The 16,332-nt window shown below is 63.5% G+C and carries 14 protein-coding genes; 6 read left to right on the top strand and 8 right to left on the bottom strand.

The features are described 5' to 3' along the window. Positions 1-25: 25 nt before the first annotated feature. From AC0C6X_RS18565 to AC0C6X_RS18540, 6 genes are all read right to left on the bottom strand, one after another. Entirely contained in the window at positions 26-799 is a 774-nt protein-coding gene (locus AC0C6X_RS18565) for an L-iditol 2-dehydrogenase (RefSeq protein ID WP_472954534.1), read from the bottom strand. Beyond that, the gene (locus AC0C6X_RS18560; protein WP_173517569.1) at positions 796-1,797 is read right to left on the bottom strand and encodes an ABC transporter ATP-binding protein; all 1,002 of its coding nucleotides are present in this window, start codon (positions 1,795-1,797) and stop codon (positions 796-798) included. The genes AC0C6X_RS18565 and AC0C6X_RS18560 overlap by 4 nt, the downstream gene beginning before the upstream one ends. An 11-nt stretch (positions 1,798-1,808) precedes the next feature. Beyond that, on the bottom strand, positions 1,809-2,639 hold the full coding sequence (locus tag AC0C6X_RS18555; RefSeq protein ID WP_173517570.1) for a carbohydrate ABC transporter permease: 831 nt from the start codon (positions 2,637-2,639) through the stop codon (positions 1,809-1,811). Positions 2,640-2,644: 5 nt separating this feature from the next. Next, positions 2,645-3,517 carry a carbohydrate ABC transporter permease gene (locus tag AC0C6X_RS18550; protein ID WP_173517571.1) on the bottom strand — a complete coding sequence of 291 codons (873 nt, stop codon included), beginning with the start codon at positions 3,515-3,517 and terminating at the stop codon, positions 2,645-2,647. 147 nt (positions 3,518-3,664) lie between these two features. Further along, positions 3,665-4,975 carry an ABC transporter substrate-binding protein gene (locus AC0C6X_RS18545; protein ID WP_173517572.1) on the bottom strand — a complete coding sequence of 437 codons (1,311 nt, stop codon included), beginning with the start codon at positions 4,973-4,975 and terminating at the stop codon, positions 3,665-3,667. Positions 4,976-5,173: 198 nt separating this feature from the next. After that, positions 5,174-6,127 (bottom strand): sugar-binding transcriptional regulator, encoded by a 954-nt coding sequence (locus tag AC0C6X_RS18540; RefSeq protein WP_247958641.1) that lies wholly within the window; start codon positions 6,125-6,127, stop codon positions 5,174-5,176. A 205-nt stretch (positions 6,128-6,332) separates the two neighbouring features. Between AC0C6X_RS18540 and AC0C6X_RS18535 the strand changes: the two genes are divergently transcribed. Together AC0C6X_RS18535 and preA are read left to right on the top strand one after the other, a co-directional pair. Next, positions 6,333-7,694 (top strand): NAD(P)-dependent oxidoreductase, encoded by a 1,362-nt coding sequence (locus AC0C6X_RS18535; RefSeq protein ID WP_472954531.1) that lies wholly within the window; start codon positions 6,333-6,335, stop codon positions 7,692-7,694. Between the two features lie 19 nt (positions 7,695-7,713). Then, positions 7,714-9,027, top strand: a complete 1,314-nt coding sequence (preA, locus tag AC0C6X_RS18530) for an NAD-dependent dihydropyrimidine dehydrogenase subunit PreA (protein WP_247958643.1) — start codon at positions 7,714-7,716, stop codon at positions 9,025-9,027. A gap of 65 nt (positions 9,028-9,092) precedes the next feature. Here the strand turns inward: preA and AC0C6X_RS18525 are convergent, their stop codons facing one another. Continuing rightward, positions 9,093-10,115: a zinc-dependent alcohol dehydrogenase family protein gene (locus AC0C6X_RS18525; RefSeq protein WP_247958644.1), complete on the bottom strand. Its 1,023-nt coding sequence runs from the start codon at positions 10,113-10,115 to the stop codon at positions 9,093-9,095. A 106-nt stretch (positions 10,116-10,221) separates the two neighbouring features. Here AC0C6X_RS18525 and AC0C6X_RS18520 point away from each other — a divergent pair, with 106 nt between their 5' ends. From AC0C6X_RS18520 to AC0C6X_RS18510, 3 genes are all read left to right on the top strand, one after another. After that, complete coding sequence (locus AC0C6X_RS18520) at positions 10,222-11,121, top strand: LysR family transcriptional regulator (protein WP_173517577.1); 900 nt, start codon at positions 10,222-10,224, stop codon at positions 11,119-11,121. 352 nt (positions 11,122-11,473) lie between these two features. Beyond that, complete coding sequence (locus tag AC0C6X_RS18515; RefSeq protein WP_472954528.1) at positions 11,474-13,150, top strand: adenylate/guanylate cyclase domain-containing protein; 1,677 nt, start codon at positions 11,474-11,476, stop codon at positions 13,148-13,150. 37 nt (positions 13,151-13,187) lie between these two features. Then, on the top strand, positions 13,188-14,117 hold the full coding sequence (locus AC0C6X_RS18510; protein ID WP_472954526.1) for a DMT family transporter: 930 nt from the start codon (positions 13,188-13,190) through the stop codon (positions 14,115-14,117). 15 nt (positions 14,118-14,132) lie between these two features. Here AC0C6X_RS18510 and rutR read toward each other — a convergent pair whose 3' ends face one another. Next, complete coding sequence (rutR, locus tag AC0C6X_RS18505; protein ID WP_173517579.1) at positions 14,133-14,786, bottom strand: HTH-type transcriptional regulator RutR; 654 nt, start codon at positions 14,784-14,786, stop codon at positions 14,133-14,135. Positions 14,787-15,069: 283 nt separating this feature from the next. Between rutR and AC0C6X_RS18500 the strand changes: the two genes are divergently transcribed. Further along, the gene (locus tag AC0C6X_RS18500) at positions 15,070-16,320 is read left to right on the top strand and encodes a Zn-dependent hydrolase (RefSeq protein WP_173517580.1); all 1,251 of its coding nucleotides are present in this window, start codon (positions 15,070-15,072) and stop codon (positions 16,318-16,320) included. Positions 16,321-16,332: the final 12 nt, after the last annotated feature.

Here is a 16,332-nt window from a genome sequence, read left to right as displayed (position 1 = left end):
CGAGGCCTTGCCTGCGTGCACAGGCTCAGCTCATCCAGTTGCCGCCGTCGACGTTGTAGGTCTGCGAGACGACGTAGTCGCTTTCCGAAGACGCCAGGAAGATCGCCATTCCCGTCAGGTCCTCGGCCGTTCCCATGCGGCCGAAGGGCACTTCCTCGCCGACGAGCCGCTTCTTTTCGCCGAGTGGACGGTTCTCGTATTTGGCAAACAGCGCGTCGACGCCGTCCCAATGTTCGCCATCGACCACGCCGGGCGCGATCGCGTTGACGTTGATGCGATGCTTGATGAGGTTGAGTCCGGCCGACTGGGTAAGGCTGATGACCGCCGCCTTCGTGGCGCAATAGATCGCGACCAGCGCTTCGCCGCGGCGTCCCGCCTGGCTCGCCATGTTGATGATCTTGCCGCCCCGGCCTTGCGCGATCATCTGCTTTGCCGCCGCCTGCAGGGTGAACAAGGTGCCGGCGACATTGATCGAAAACAGCCGGTCATAGCTTTCGCGGGTGATCTCGACGATCGGCGCGAGGTCGAAGAGTGCGGCATTGTTGACGAGGATGTCGAGCCCGCCGGTTTGGCTGACGACCGCTGCGATCGCCGCATCGATCGATGCCTGCTGTGTCACGTCCATCTCGACCGCGTAAGCGCCCGCACCGATCTCGAAGGCCGTCTGCCGCGCCCGATCGATGTTGATGTCGGCGATCGCGACCGTCGCACCTTCGCGGACATAGGCCTCGGCGAAGGCACGGCCGATCCCCCGCGCAGACCCGGTGATCAGCGCGCTCTTTCCTTCGAGCCGTCTCATCGGATTGCCAGCCCCTTGTCGTCGAATCTGTGGACGCGCTGCGGATCCGGCGTCAGGAACACGCGATCGCCATGGGTCACGGCGAAATCGCCGCTGACCCGCGCCGTCACCGTGCCGATGCCGTCGACATTGACATGCAGGAACGTATCGGAGCCGAGGTGTTCGGCAACACCGACCGTGCCCTGCCAGGCGCCGCTGTCCTTGGAAAGCGCCAGGTGTTCGGGGCGGATGCCCATCGTGTGCGCCTGATGGGCGGCCGCTGCGGCACCGTTTACGAAGTTCATGCGCGGCGAGCCGATGAAGCCGGCGACGAACAGGTTGTCCGGCTTGTGATAGAGCTCGAGCGGCGAACCGACCTGTTCGATGCGACCGCGATTCAGCACCACGATCTTGTCGGCCATGGTCATGGCCTCCACCTGGTCGTGGGTGACGTAGATCATCGTCGTCTTCAGATCCTGGTGCAGTTGGCTGATTTCCAGCCGCATGTTGACGCGCAGCGCCGCATCGAGGTTCGACAGCGGCTCGTCGAACAGAAAGGCCTTCGGCTGGCGCACGATCGCCCGGCCGATCGCGACACGCTGGCGCTGGCCGCCGGAAAGCTGGCGCGGCTTGCGGTCGAGATAATCAGTGAGGTTGAGCACGCGGGCGGCATCCGCCACCTTCTTGTCGATGACGGCCTTGTCCTCGCCCGCCATCTTCAGGGGAAAGGCGATATTCGAGCGCACGCTCATATGCGGATAGAGCGCATAGGACTGGAACACCATCGAGAGACCCCTCTGGGCCGGCGGCAGTTCGGTGGCGTTTTTGCCGTCGATGACGATGTCGCCGTCACTGACGTCTTCCAGGCCGGCGATCAGCCTGAGCAGCGTCGACTTTCCGCATCCGGACGGCCCGACGAAGACGACGAACTCGCCATTGTTGATGTCGAGGTCGATCGAGGGGATGACGGCATGGGCGCCGAAAACCTTCGAAACCTTGCTGAGTGTAATGCTTCCCATTGTCGTATCCCTTATTTGACCGCGCCGAAGGTGAGGCCGCGTACGAGCTGCTTCTGCGAGAACCAGCCGAGTATGAGGATGGGGGCGATCGCCATGGTCGAGGCGGCCGAGAGCTTGGCGTAGAACAGGCCTTCGGGGCTCGAATAGGAGGCGATGAAGGCCGTCAGCGGCGCGGCTTTCGCGGCGCTGAGGTTCAGCGTCCAGAACGCCTCGTTCCAGGCGAGGATGATGTTGAGTAGCAGCGTCGAGGCGATGCCTGGAATCGCCATCGGCGTCAGCACGTAGATGATCTCCTTGGAGAGCGAGGCGCCGTCCATGCGCGCGGCCTCCAGGATCTCGCCCGGAATCTCCTTGAAGTAGGTGTAGAGCATCCAGATGATGATCGGCAGGTTGATCAGCGTCAGCACGATCACCAAGCCGGTGCGGGTGTCGAGCAGGCCGGTGTTGCGGAACATCAGATACATCGGCACCAGCACGCCGACCGACGGCATCATCTTGGTGGAGAGCATCCACATCAGGACGTCCTTGGTGCGCTTGGTCGGCGAGAACGCCATCGCCCAGGCGGACGGAATGGCGATGACGAGGCCGATCAGCGTCGACCCGAAGGAGACGACGACCGAGTTCATGAAGTGGCGGAAATAATTCGAGCGGCTCTGCACCTCGAAGTAATTTTCCGTCGTCCAGTCGAAGAACAGCAAGGACGGCGGCGAAGCGATCGCTTCGGCCTCGCTCTTGAAACTCGTCAGGAACGTCCAGAGGATCGGGAAGAAGATCAGGATCCCGATCGTCCAGGCCACGACCGTGACGACCACCTTGCGTCGGGTTGAGACGTTGCGTGCCATGGTTCTCAAGCCTCCAGCGTCTTGCCGATCATGCGCATCAGGAAGAATGCGACGATGTTGGCGAGGATGACTGCGATGATGCCGCCGGCGGAGGCACCGCCCACGTCGAACTGCAACAGTGCCTGCGCATAGACAAGGAATGTCAGGTTGGTGCTCTGCGTGCCCGGCCCGCCATTGGTGGTCACCAGGATCTCGGCGAAGACCGAAAGCAGGAAGATCGTCTGGATGAGGATGACGACCGTGATCGCGCGGGAAAGATGCGGCAGCACCAGATAGATGAAACGGCTCCAGGCGCCGGCGCCGTCCATCTGCGCCGCTTCCTTCTGCTCCTCGTCGAGCGACTGCAGCGCCGTCAGCAGGATCAGCGTCGCAAAGGGCAGCCATTGCCAGGCGACGATGAGGATCACCGACAGCAGCGGCGCGTTGGCGAGGAAGTCGAATGGCTGCAGCCCGAAAAGCTTGGCAACCCAGGCAAAGAGCCCATTGACCGGGTTCATGAACATGTTCTTCCAGACGAGCGCCGCCACCGTCGGCATGATCAGGAAGGGTGCGATGACAAGGATGCGCACGATCCCCTGCCCGAACATCGGCTGGTCGAGCAGCAGCGCCAGCGCGATGCCGCCGATCACGGTGATGAACAGCACGCCGAGCACGATCGCGAGCGTGTTGAAAATCGCCTGGAAGAAGGCGGGATCGGTGAGGAAGTAGCTGTAGTTCGAGAAGCCGGCGAACTCTTCCATTCCCGGCATCAACAGATTGTAGCGCAGGAACGAGAAATAGATGGTCAAGGCCAGGGGAACGATCATCCAGGCCAGAAGCAGAAGCACCGAGGGCGCGATCATCAGCCGCGCGGCGGAGCGGGTGTGCAAGGTCGCCATGGCGTCCCCCAATGATGGAATTCAACGCTGTTTCGAGAGCTCGGACCAGGCGCGGGCTTGTCAGGCGCCTGCCTCCAGGCACAGACCTGAAGGAGAATTACCGGGGCGCCGGCCATTTGCGGCCAGCACCCCGGGCCCTTGGGAGCCCTATTTGATGTAGCCGGCCTTCGTCATCTCACGCTCGGTGAGCTGCTGGGCACTGGCAAGCGCCTGGTCGACGCTCATCTGCCCGGCAAGCGCTGCCGAGAACTGCTGGCCGACCGCCGTGCCGAGACCCTGGAATTCCGGGATCGCCACGAACTGCACGCCGACATAGGGAACGGGCTTCACAGCCGGGTTCTTCGGGTCAGCCGCGTTGATCGAGTCAAGCGTCATCTTCGCGAACGGCGCCGCCTTCTGGTACTCGGGGTTTGCGTAGAGCGAGGTGCGCGTGCCCGGAGGAACGTTTGCCCAGCCTTCCTTTTCAGCGACCAGCTTCAGATAGTCCTTGCCGGTTGCCCAGGCGATGAACTTCTCGGCCGAAGCGGCCTTCTGCGAGCCTGCGGGGATTGCGAGGTTCCAGGCCCAGAGCCAGTTGCCGCGCTTGCCGAGCCCAGTGTCCGGAGCGAGCGCGAAGCCGACCTTGTCGGCAACCGTCGATTCCTTCGGGTTGGTGACGAAGGACGCGGCCACCGTCGCATCGATCCACATCCCGCACTTGCCGGTCTGGAACAGCGACAGGTTCTCGTTGAAGCCGTTGGAGGAAGCGCCGGGCGGGCCAGCGTCGTTCATCAGCTTGACGTAGAAGTCGAGCGCGTTCTTCCATTCCGGCTGGTCGAACTGCGGCTTCCAGTTCTCGTCGAACCAGCGGGCGCCGAAGGCGTTCGCGGTCGCCGTCAGGAAGGCCATGTTCTCGCCCCAGCCTGCCTTGCCGCGCAGGCAGATGCCGTAGACCTCGTTGCCTTTGTCGGTGATCTTGCGCGCGGCGTCCGCGATGAAGTCCCAGGTCGGCGCGTCGGGCATCGTCAGCCCCGCCTTCTCGAACAGGTCCTTGCGATACATCACCATCGAACTTTCGCCGTAGAACGGCGCGGCATAGAGCTTGCCGTCGATGGTGAGACCGGAGCGGATCGCCGGCAGGAGATCGTCGACATCGTAGTCGGCGCCGAGATTTTCGAGCGGCAGCAGCCAGCCCTGTTTCGCCCAGATCGGCACTTCATAGGTGCCGATCGTCATGATGTCGTACTGGCCGCCCTTGGTGGCGATATCGGTCGTCACGCGTTGGCGCAGCACGTTTTCCTCGAGCGTTACCCACTCGAGTTGAATGTCCGGATTCTTGGACGTGAAATCCTCCGTCAGCTTCTGCATCCGGATCATGTCGCCGTTGTTCACGGTCGCGATCGTCAGGGTTTCTGCTTGGGCCAGACCCGACAGCGCGACTGCCGAGCACGTGCCCAGCAGGAAAGTTTTCAAGTTCATCGACTTCCTCCCAGAAGATTTGAGCATTTGCCTCGCTCGTGAGCAATTACTCACCTCTCGTGGCAAAATGTCAATGCGCAATCGTTGCTGCGTCGCACACAGAAACATTAGAGGGCTGTTTTGATTGCCGATTTTTTCTTTACGCAAAAGCGAAAGGCCGGCGCATCGGCCGGCCTTTTCAAACGTTTCGTATTGCGATCAGGCGTTGAGTAGATAGCTCGCCGTCGCCTCATCGGTGATGAGGCCGTTGATGATTCCGCCTTTCACGGCCGCTCTCAGCGCTTCGTATTTGCGCCGCCCCTTGGCGAGGCCGATGACCGACGCCTTGTCCCGCGATGGAAGCGGCACCGACGCGACGCGCTCGTTGAAGCTTCCCGAAAGCAATACGCCGTCATGGTCGAACATCCAGCCGCAGATCTCGCCGGCAGCGCCAGCCTTGGTGAGCTCAGCCATTTCGTCCTGCGCCAGGAACCCATCCTGGCAGAGCGGTGCATCCGGGCCGAGTTCGCCGACGCCGACGAAGGCGACATTGGCTTCTGCCCCGAGCCTCAGCGCCACCTGCACCAGGCTCTGGCTGTGCAGTACTTCCCGCTCCTCCGGCGAGGAGGCAAGAACCGGCAGCGGCATCGGAAAATGCCGCGCCTTGACCGCATCGGCCATGCTGAAAATGACGTTGTAATAGGCGGCCGAACCGTCGAGGCCGATATTGCCGGTGAGCGACACGATGCGGTGCTGCGGACATTCCATCGGCGGCAACTGGTCGACGGCTGCCTTCAATGTGCGGCCGGTGCCGATTGCCAGCACCTGCGGCTCCGGCGATTTCAGCCAGCGCTCGATTTCGGCGGCGCCCGCCTCGGCGATGCCGACGGTCGTCGAGGTCGAGCCGGGGTCGCTTGGCACCACCTCCACCTGTTTCAGCCCGTATTTGTCCCGCAGGCCCGCGGCCGCTTCCAGGCAGGCGGCGATCGGGTGATCGAGCCTGACCTTGATCAAGCGCTCCGCCATTGCCAGCGAAACGAGCCGCTGCGCCGACTGGCGCGAAATCCCCATGATCGCGGCGATCTCGTCCTGGGTGCGGCCGGCAACATAGTACAGCCAGCCCGCGCGGGCAGCATCATCCAGCCTGTTGTTCGCCTCGCCCCTGCGCGCCATATCCTTGTTCTCCTTCCCCCTTGATTTGCTGCCACTATTTGCCCCACCCTGTCAAACAAAGCGTCGGAACAACCGGCCGGCGAGCCTCCTCAAACGCCCTGATCTCAAGGGATTTGAGCCCGTTCGACCTCAAAATTTTACCGTTTGATAAAAAAATAAAGCGTGTTACCGTTCCATCATCCTGAGAAAACATTGGGAGCCAAAAATGGGAACGACACAATCTGGGATCCTCGGCGGCCGCCTGCCGCTCGGGGAGTACGAGAGCAATTTCTCCGACCTCCATCCGCCGCTCGACAAGCACGAGGCCCTCGTCGCTTCCGACCGCTGTTACTTCTGTCATGATGCACCGTGCATGACAGCCTGTCCCACCTCCATCGATATCCCGCTGTTCATTCGGCAGATATCGACGGGCAACCCGATCGGCTCCGCCAAGACGATCTTCGACCAGAACATCCTGGGCGGCATGTGCGCCCGCGTCTGTCCCACCGAAACGCTCTGCGAACAGGCATGCGTTCGCAACACCGCCGAGGAGCGCCCGGTCGAGATCGGCCGCCTGCAGCGCTATGCGACCGACGTGGCGATGAAGGAGAACAAGCAGTTCTACACCCGCGCCGCCTCCTCCGGCCGCAAGGTCGCCGTCATCGGCGCCGGCCCGGCAGGCCTTGCGGCCGCCCATCGGCTCGCCGTCAAGGGCCACGACGTCGTGATCTACGACGCCCGCCCGAAATCGGGTGGCCTCAATGAATACGGCATTGCCGCCTACAAGTCGGTCGACGACTTCGCCCAGAAGGAAGTCGACTACGTGCTGTCGATCGGCGGCATCGAGGTGCGCAATGGCCAGGCACTCGGCCGCGATTTCACCCTCGCCGAACTTCAGGAACAATATGACGCCGTCTTCCTCGGTCTCGGCCTTGCCGGCGTCAACGCGCTGCGCCTCGAAGGCGAAAATGCGGAGGGCGTCGAGGACGCCGTCGATTTCATCGCGGCCCTTCGCCAGTCGAAGACCAAGGCCGATATCCCGGTCGGCCGCCGCGTCGTCGTTCTCGGCGGCGGCATGACCGCGATCGACGCGGCGGTCCAGGCGAAACTGCTCGGCGCCGAAGAGGTGACGATCTGCTATCGTCGCGGCAAGGAGCACATGAACGCTTCCGAGTTCGAGCAGGATCTGGCCGCCTCCAAGGGCGTCACCATCCGCCACTGGCTGCAGCCGAAGCGCATTGCCGAGAAGGACGGCAAGGTCGCCGGCATCGAGCTGGAGTACACGACGCTCGAAGACGGAAAGCTGACGGCGACGGGCGAAACCGGTATCATTGCCGCCGACCAGATCTTCAAGGCGATCGGCCAGAGCTTCCTCGGAAGCGGCCTCGGCGCCCTGAAGCTCGAAGGCGGCCGTATCGTCACTGATGCCGAAGGGCGAACCTCGATCGACAACGTCTGGGCCGGCGGCGACTGCGTGCTGGGCGGCGAAGACCTGACGGTCTCGGCCGTTGCCATGGGCCGCGATGCCGCTGAATCGATCAACCGGGTCTTCGCCGCGGCCGCGCCGCGCGCGAGCGCAGTTGCCTAAGGATCGGGAGGAGAAACCAATGGCTGATCTTCGCAACAACTTCGTCGGCATCAAATCCCCGAACCCGTTCTGGCTGGCATCCGCCCCGCCCACGGACAAGGCCTATAACGTCGAGCGCGCCTTCAAGGCGGGCTGGGGCGGCGTCGTCTGGAAGACGCTCGGCGAGGAAGGACCGCCCGTCGTCAACGTCAACGGACCGCGCTACGGCGCGATCTGGGGCGCCGACCGCCGGCTGCTGGGCTTGAACAACATCGAGCTCATCACCGACCGCGACCTCTATGTGAACCTGCGCGAGATGAAGCAGGTGAAAATGAACTGGCCGGACCGGGCACTGATCGCCTCGATCATGGTGCCCTGTGAGGAAGAGGCATGGAAGGCGATCCTGCCGCTCGTCGAGGAAACCGGCGCCGACGGCATCGAACTCAACTTCGGCTGTCCGCACGGCATGTCCGAGCGCGGCATGGGCTCGGCGGTCGGACAGGTGCCAGAGTACATCGAGATGGTCGTGCGCTGGTGCAAGCAGTACACCCGCATGCCCGTCATCACCAAGCTGACGCCGAACATCACTGACATCCGCAAGCCCGCACGTGCCGCCAAGGCGGGTGGAACCGACGCCGTGTCGCTGATCAACACGATCAACTCGATCGTCTCCGTCGATCTCGACAACTTCGCCCCGAACCCGACGGTCGGCGGCAAGGGAACCCACGGCGGCTATTGCGGCCCGGCGGTGAAGCCGATCGCGCTCAACATGGTCGCCGAGATCGCCCGCGATCCGGAAACCTACGGCCTGCCGATCTCGGGCATCGGCGGGGTCACCACCTGGCGCGACGCGGCCGAATTCCTGGTGCTTGGCGCCGGCAACGTCCAGGTCTGCACCGCCGCCATGACCTACGGCTTCAAGATCGTCCAGGAGATGATCTCCGGCCTCTCCGACTGGATGGATGCCAAGGGCCACCGCACGCTCGACGACATCACCGGTCGTGCGGTTCCGAATGTCACCGACTGGCAGTATCTGAACCTCAACTACGTCGCCAAGGCGAAGATCGACCAGGATGCCTGCATCAAGTGCGGTCGCTGCCACATCGCCTGCGAGGACACCTCGCACCAGGCAATCACCCAGTTCGTCAACGGCGTGCGCCACTTCGAGGTGATGGAGGACGAGTGCGTCGGCTGCAATCTCTGCGTCAACGTCTGTCCCGTCGAGAACTGCATCACCATGGAAGAGCTGCCGGCCGGCACGATCGACCAGCGCACCGGCAAGCCGGTTGATCCGAACTACGCCAACTGGACGACCCACCCGAACAACCCGATGGCCCGCCAGGCGGCCGAGTAAGGTCTCGGTCCAACCAATCGAGCGCCGCCGGACCTAAAAATCCGGCGGCGTATTCCGTTGCGAGGTCAGAACTCGACGACCACCTTTCCGAACGGCCCACGGTCGAGATGCGCCAGCGCCTCGCGCAACTCTGCGAACCGGTAGCGGGCATCGATGACCGGCTTGATGCCCGTCCGGTCGATGGCGCCGACCAGATCCTCCAACGCCCGGCGATGGCCGACGCCGATGCCCTGAATGACCGGCGACTTCAGCAGCACGAACGGTGCCGGCGCCGAGATCTCGCCGCCTTCGAGCACGCCGATCACCGAGATCCGCCCCTGCACGGCCACCGCCTGCAGCGACTTGCCGAGATTGGCGCCGCCGGCAAGCTCGAGGATGTGGTCGGCGCCGTGATCGGCGGTGATCCCAAGAACACGCTCTGCCCAGTCCTCTTTCACGCGATCAATGCCATGGTCGGCGCCGAGAGCGAGGGCGCGCTCGAGCTTCTCCTGACTGGCCGAGGTCACGATGACTTCGGCCCCATGGGCCTTGGCGATCTGCAGGCCGAACAGTGAAACACCGCCGGTCCCCTGCACCACGACGCGATCGCCGGCCTTCAGGTGACCCTTCTCGACCAGCGCGAACCAGGCGGTCACCCCGGCGCAGGGCAAGGTGCTCGCCTCGCCATCGTCGAGGCTCTCGGGTGCCTTCACGAACCAATCTTCCGGGAAGGCGACATATTCGGAAGCAACGCCCGGGTTGAGGCCGCCAAGCGCAAACGAGGTCGGATGGCGGGCAGTCCCCGGTTTCTGACCGTCGATCCAGGTGGGATCAAAGACGGAAATCACGCGATCGCCGGGCTGGAAGCGGGTCACCCCCCGGCCGACCGCCTCGACCACACCGGCCATGTCGGATCCCGGCACGAAGGGGAAGGCGAGCGGCATGCCCATGCCGCTTTCGAGCACCAGCTTGTCGCGGTAGTTGAGCGACAGGGCGGTCGTGCGAACCAGCACCTCGCCGGGACCTGCCTCAGGAACGCGCCGCTCGGTGACCTTCAGGTTCGAAGCGCCGAACGAGTCGATGGTCCACGCCTTCATCAGTCTTGCCATGGTCTTTCCTTTCATCGGTTTGATTTGATGAAGAAATCATAGCGTTGAAATTATCTCTCCAGTTGCGATAAGATTTCGCCATATTGGCTCCATAGAGGATACAAAGATGAGTTACCTGAATGGGGTCTCGGTGTTCGTGGAAGCGGCCGACGCCGGCGGGTTTTCTGCCGCCGCCGAAAGGCTCAACCTGTCGCGTTCGGCGGTCGGCAAGACCGTTGCCAAGCTGGAACAGAGGCTGGGCGTTCGCCTGTTTCATCGCACCACCCGGACGCAGAGCCTCACCGACGAGGGCCAACTGTTCTATGAAAACTGCCTGAGGGCGCTCAGCGAGATCCGGGCCGGCGAGGCGCTGCTGGAATCCGGAAAACAGGAGATCCAGGGCCGTCTGCGCCTGTCGATGCCCGTGCATTTCGGCCGCCAATGCATCATGCCGCTGCTGTCGGAACTGCTGCGGCTGCATCCGCGCCTGGAATTCGACCTCAACTTCAGCGATCGCAACGTCGACCTTGTCGAGGACGGGTTCGATCTTGCCATCCGCACCGGTCCACTGCCTGGCGAACCGGAATTGATGATGCGCAAGCTTGCCGACCAGAGCATGACCGTGTGCGCCGCTCCGGCCTATCTTGAAGCAAACGGCACGCCCAAAACGATCGATGACCTGATGTCGCATCAGGCGATCCTCTATCGGCGCAGCGGGCAGCCGCTCGCCTGGTCCTTTCCGGTAAAGGCCGGTCAGGTGCGGACCATCACACCGCCGGCGCGGCTGCGGCTCGACGACCTGACGTCGATCGCCGATGCGGCGGCTGACGGCTTCGGCATCGCCTGGCTGCCGTGCTGGCTCGTCGGCAATCGCATCGCCTCCGGCTCGCTGGTGCGGATCCTCACCGACGCGCCGGCGCTGTCCTACGGCACCTATGCCGTCTGGCCGAAAACCCAGTACATGCCGCCGAAGCTGCGTCTGCTCATCGATACGCTTGCCGCGCGCTTGCCTGCCATGATGGAATGACGGCAACGAAACGAGTGCAACTCGTTCCGGCATTACCACCGCAAGTCCACCGCCAAAAGCCGTTCGGCATCCCGGAGCCAACGGCCACCTCGCCCGCCTCTACGATCACGAAGGCGGCCCGGTCGGGCTCCGGCAGCCGAATCCCGCTGAATAGCGTTCTCCGCCGATAACGAACAGGACACGAAAACGAAACAGATTGTGTAAAAATGGTAAGTTGTCGGCCCGCACGATCTGGATAATAAGGGAGAAATCATCCGGAGTGCGCGATGCGTTCGATCAGGGACCGCTGCGCATGTTCCGACGGTTTTGACACTGCGGCCGGACGACGCTCCGGCAGAGCCGGACCTGCTGTTTGACGATCATTTCGGCCAACCGACGCAAGCGAATGCACCTCGTCTCCGGGGCCATACTCGGTTCGTTCGTGGTGGCGCACTTCTTCAATCATTCGCTCGGCCTGATCTCCATCGAGGCGATGGAGACCGCGCGCAAGGGTTTCAACCTGATCTGGCACAGCGTGCCCGGCACGGTGCTGCTCTATGGCGCCCTGCTTCTGCATTTCGCCATGGCGCTCGAAAGCATCTATCGCCGCCAGACGCTGAGGATGCCCGCGCGCGAAGCGCTGAAGATCGTCTTCGGTCTCTGCCTGCCCTTCCTGCTGATAGGCCACGTCAGCGCCGCGCGCGTCGAACCACTGCTGACCGGTGTCGATGCCGATTATCCGAACATGCTGCGGTTGCTCTGGTCGAACTCGGTCAATGCCACCAGACAATCGGTCGCCCTGCTGCTCGTCTGGGGCCATGGCTGCCTCGGCGCCTGGTTCTGGATGCGCGGCCGGACCTGGTTCCCGCGCTATGAAATCCTGCTCTACACGGTCGCAATCCTCGTGCCGATCTTCGCGCTGCTCGGCTTCGTCAGCGGCGCCCGATCGATCGAGAGCGATTATGCCGAACATGGCGGCTACGGCGACAGGGCCTACACGAGGCCGGCAGTCGATCTCACGCTTCTCGAGGATATCCGCCTCGGTCTCTATCTCGGCTTCAGCGGGCTGATCGGCGGCACCTTCCTGTTGCGCGCCATGCCGAAGGGCGGCCGCATTCGCGTCCGCTATCCCGATGGCCGGGTCGCAACCGTCAATCTCGGTTTCAGCGTGCTCGAAGCGAGCCGCGCCGCAGGTATTCCACACGTCTCGGTCTGCGGCGGCCGGGGGCGTTGCTCGACCTGCCGCGTGCGCGTCATCCAGGGATTGGAAGACCAGCCTGCCCCTGAGGACGCCGAGCTTGCGACGCTGACCCGGATCGGCGCGCCCGACAATGTCCGTCTCGCCTGCCAGTTCCGCCCTGTGCACAACGTGACCGTCGTGCCGATCCTCGACAGCGACAGTCTCGGCATCAAGAAGCAGCTCGGGCGCGAGGGCGGCGAAGGTCGGGAGCGGCGGATTGCCGTGCTGTTCTGCGATCTGCGCGGCTTCACCAGCATTGCCGAACACAAGCTGCCCTTCGACACCGTGTTCCTGCTCAACCGCTACTTCGAGATGGTCGGCGAAGCGATCGAGGATTCCGGCGGGGTGGTCGACAAGTTCATCGGCGACGGCGCGCTTGCGATCTTCGGCCTCAAGAGTTCCTACACCGAGGCCTGCCGGCAGTCGCTCGCTGCCGCCGTGCGGATATCCAGGGGTATCGAGACGCTCAACCAGACCTTCCGCGGCGAACTCGACGAGCCGCTGCGCATCGCCATGGGGCTGCATGCCGGCCCCGCCATCATTGGCGAGATCGGCTACGGCCAGGCAACCTCGCTGACCGCCGTCGGCGATACGATCAACACCGCCAGCCGGCTCGAGGGCCTCGCCAAGGAGCACGACGCGCAACTCGCCGTTTCCGCCGAACTCGTCAACCGCGCGGGTCTCGTGATCGAAGGACACGAACGGCTGGACATCAGCCTGCGCGGCCGCCAGGCGACGCTCGAAACCTGGATCGTCGCGGACGCCGTTCGCATCTCCGCGGCCTTGCAACCAGCGCCATCGAACGCTTAGGTTGGGATCCCCGCCCTCACACCTCCCGGAAGCTCGAATGAAGCAGGACGTGTCCCCGAAAACGGCTCATCAGGTTCACGCGAAAGGCATCGAGAAGCTCCGGGCACATCTGGCGATGCTGACCTTCGCCATTCTGATTGCCGGTTCCTTTTCCTTCGGCGGCCTTGCGACCCAGCACATGGGCGCCGGCCCGCTGACGCTCTGGCGCTACCTGCTCACCGTCGTCGTGCTGGGGATGATGACCTTCGGCTATGCGCGGGTGCCTTTCCATTTCCCGAAACAGTGGTGGCGCTTCCTCATCCTCGGCGGCCTGATCGCCGTCTACATGCTGACGATGTTCAAGGCGCTGGAGTTCACCAATCCGGTTTCGACAGGCGCGGTCTTCACGCTGATGCCGTTGCTGAGCGCCGGCTTCGCCTACCTGCTCCTTGGCCAGCGCACGCGTCCGGGCGTGCTTGCCGGCCTCATCATTGCGGCACTCGGCGCCGTCTGGGTGATCTTCCGCGCCAATATCCAGGCGATCCTTGCCTTCGATGTCGGCCGGGGCGAGCTGATCTTCTTCGTCGGCGTCGTGTGCCACGCGGTCTATGTGCCGCTGATCCGCAAGTTCGGCCGCGAGGAGAGCCCCTTCGCCTTCGGTTTCTGGGTTGCGGTGTTCACCGTGCCCTGGCTGCTGGTTCCCGGCGGCGTCGGCCTCGTCACCACGGACTTTGCAAGCCTGCCTGCGGTCGTCTGGATCGCCGTCCTCTATCTCGCGGTGGTCACCACCGCGATCACCTTCCTGCTCCTGCAATACGCCTCGATGCGGCTGCCGGCGTCCAAAGTGCTCGGCTACGGCTATCTGACGCCGAGCTTCATCATTCTGCTCGAAGGACTGCTCGGCCACGGCTGGACCAGCCTGCCGGTTCTCGCCGGCGCACTCACCACCGCCTGCGGCCTGCTGTTGATGGCGCTGCTGCCCGATTGAAAATAAGAAAGCGGCTCAGGCCGCCGGCTGCTCGCTCACCTGTAGCCCGTCGACGAACAACCGTTCGAGAAAGCGGGCCGCATCTTCGAACCGTCCCTCGCCAGCGTTGCCCTGGCCGAGCACGGCGCGCACCTGCACGTCGAAGTCGGCATAATGCTGGGTGGTGGACCAGATCGCGAAGATCAGGTGGTAGGGATCGCATTTGGCGATCTTGCCGGCCTTGGCCCAGGCGCGGATCACCTCCGCCTTCTCGTCGACCAGCGCCTTCAGCGGCCCCTTGAGTTCGTCCTCGATATGCGGTGCGCCCTGCAGCACCTCGTTGGCGAAGAGCCGGCTTTCACGCGGATAGTCGCGCGCCATTTCGAGCTTGCGCCGGATGTAGCTGCGGATTTCGGCGACCGGATTTCCCTCGGCATTGAACTCGCGCAAGGGGTCGAGCCAGGTATCGAGCACCCGGTCGATCAGGGCCCGGTGCATCGCTTCCTTGGTGCGGAAATAATAGAGCAGGTTCGGCTTCGACATGCCCGCCACTTCGGCGATCTGGTCGACCGTCGCGCCGCGGAAACCGTTGGCCGAGAAGACTTCGAGCGCGGCTTCCAGGATGCGCTCTTCCTTCTCCTCCTGGATGCGTGTCCGCCTCTGGGTCTTCGCCGCTCTCGGTAATACCATCTGTCCCCCTGGCGATACCCGCGCATTCGTCACGCAGGAACCGGTCTGCCCAATTTCTGGCCCCGCCATCTTCTTGGGCAACAACTTCGTTTTTTTGTTTTTCCGGCTTGAGTGCCGCAACGGAAGTTGTAATGTTTACCAACCGGTCAAATTATCAGCCAGTTCGCCGCCAAAGGCAACGGCTGATCGAAGGGCACCAGAAAAAACCAAGCCTGGATTTGACCACGGGAACAGGAGGGCACGCCACCTAGGGCGTTGTCCTGAAAAAGATGAGGAGAGCGCCGTGGCTGCACCTGGCGAGAACATGCGCGTCAATGCCGACCGCCTGTGGGATTCACTTATGGAAATGGCCAAGATCGGCCCTGGTGTCGCCGGCGGCAACAACCGCCAGACGCTGACCGACGCGGACGCCGAAGGTCGCCGGCTGTTCGAGTCCTGGTGCGAGAAGGCTGGCCTCTCCATGGGCGTCGACAGCATGGGCAACATGTTCTTCACCCGGCCCGGCACCGACCCGGAAGCGCTCCCCGTCTATGTCGGTTCGCATCTCGACACGCAGCCGACCGGCGGCAAGTTCGACGGCGTGCTCGGCGTGCTTTCCGGCCTCGAAGTCGTACGCTCGATGAACGACCTCGGCATCAAGACCAAGCACCCGGTCGTCGTCACCAATTGGACGAACGAGGAAGGCGCGCGCTTCGCGCCGGCGATGCTTGCCTCCGGCGTCTTTGCCGGCGTCCACACCCAGGAGTTCGCCTACGGCCGCAAGGATCCGGAGGGAAAAACCTTCGGCGAGGAATTGAAGCGCATCGGCTGGGTCGGCGATGAGGAGGTCGGCGCCCGCAGGATGCACGCCTATTTCGAATACCACATCGAACAGGGCCCGATTCTCGAGGCCGAGGGCAAGGATATCGGCGTCGTCACCCACTGTCAGGGCCTGTGGTGGCTGGAATTCACGCTGACCGGCCGCGAGGCCCATACCGGCTCCACCCCGATGAACATGCGCGTCAATGCCGGCCTTGCCATGGCCCGCATCATGGAAATGGTCCAGGGCGTCGCCATGGAGAACCAACCGGGCGCCGTCGGCGGTGTCGGCCAGGTGATCTTCTCTCCCAATTCCCGCAACGTGCTGCCGGGCAAGGTGGTCTTCACCGTCGATATCCGTTCGCCCGACAAGGCCAAGCTCGACCGCATGCGAGCCAAGATCGAGGCCGAAGCGCCAAAGATCACCGAACCGCTCGGTGTCGGCTGTTCCATCGAGGCGATCGGCCATTTCGAGCCGGTAACCTTCGATCCGAAGCTGGTGAGCGCCGTGCGCAACGCCGCCGAACATCTCGGCTATAGCCATATGGACATCATCTCGGGCGCCGGCCACGATGCCTGCTGGGCCGCCAAGGTGGCGCCGACGACGATGATCATGTGCCCCTGCGTCGGAGGCTTGAGCCACAACGAGGCGGAGGACATCTCCAGGGAGTGGGCCAGCGCCGGCGCTGACGTCCTCTTCCACGCCGTCGTCGAAACGGCCGAAATCGTCGAGTGAGTTTGCGGGCGG

It is taken from the genome of Ensifer sp. VA4, assembly GCF_055710065.1.
The sequence above is the reverse complement of the archived record's forward strand: the minus strand, read 5'-3'. Positions and strand labels throughout refer to the sequence as shown.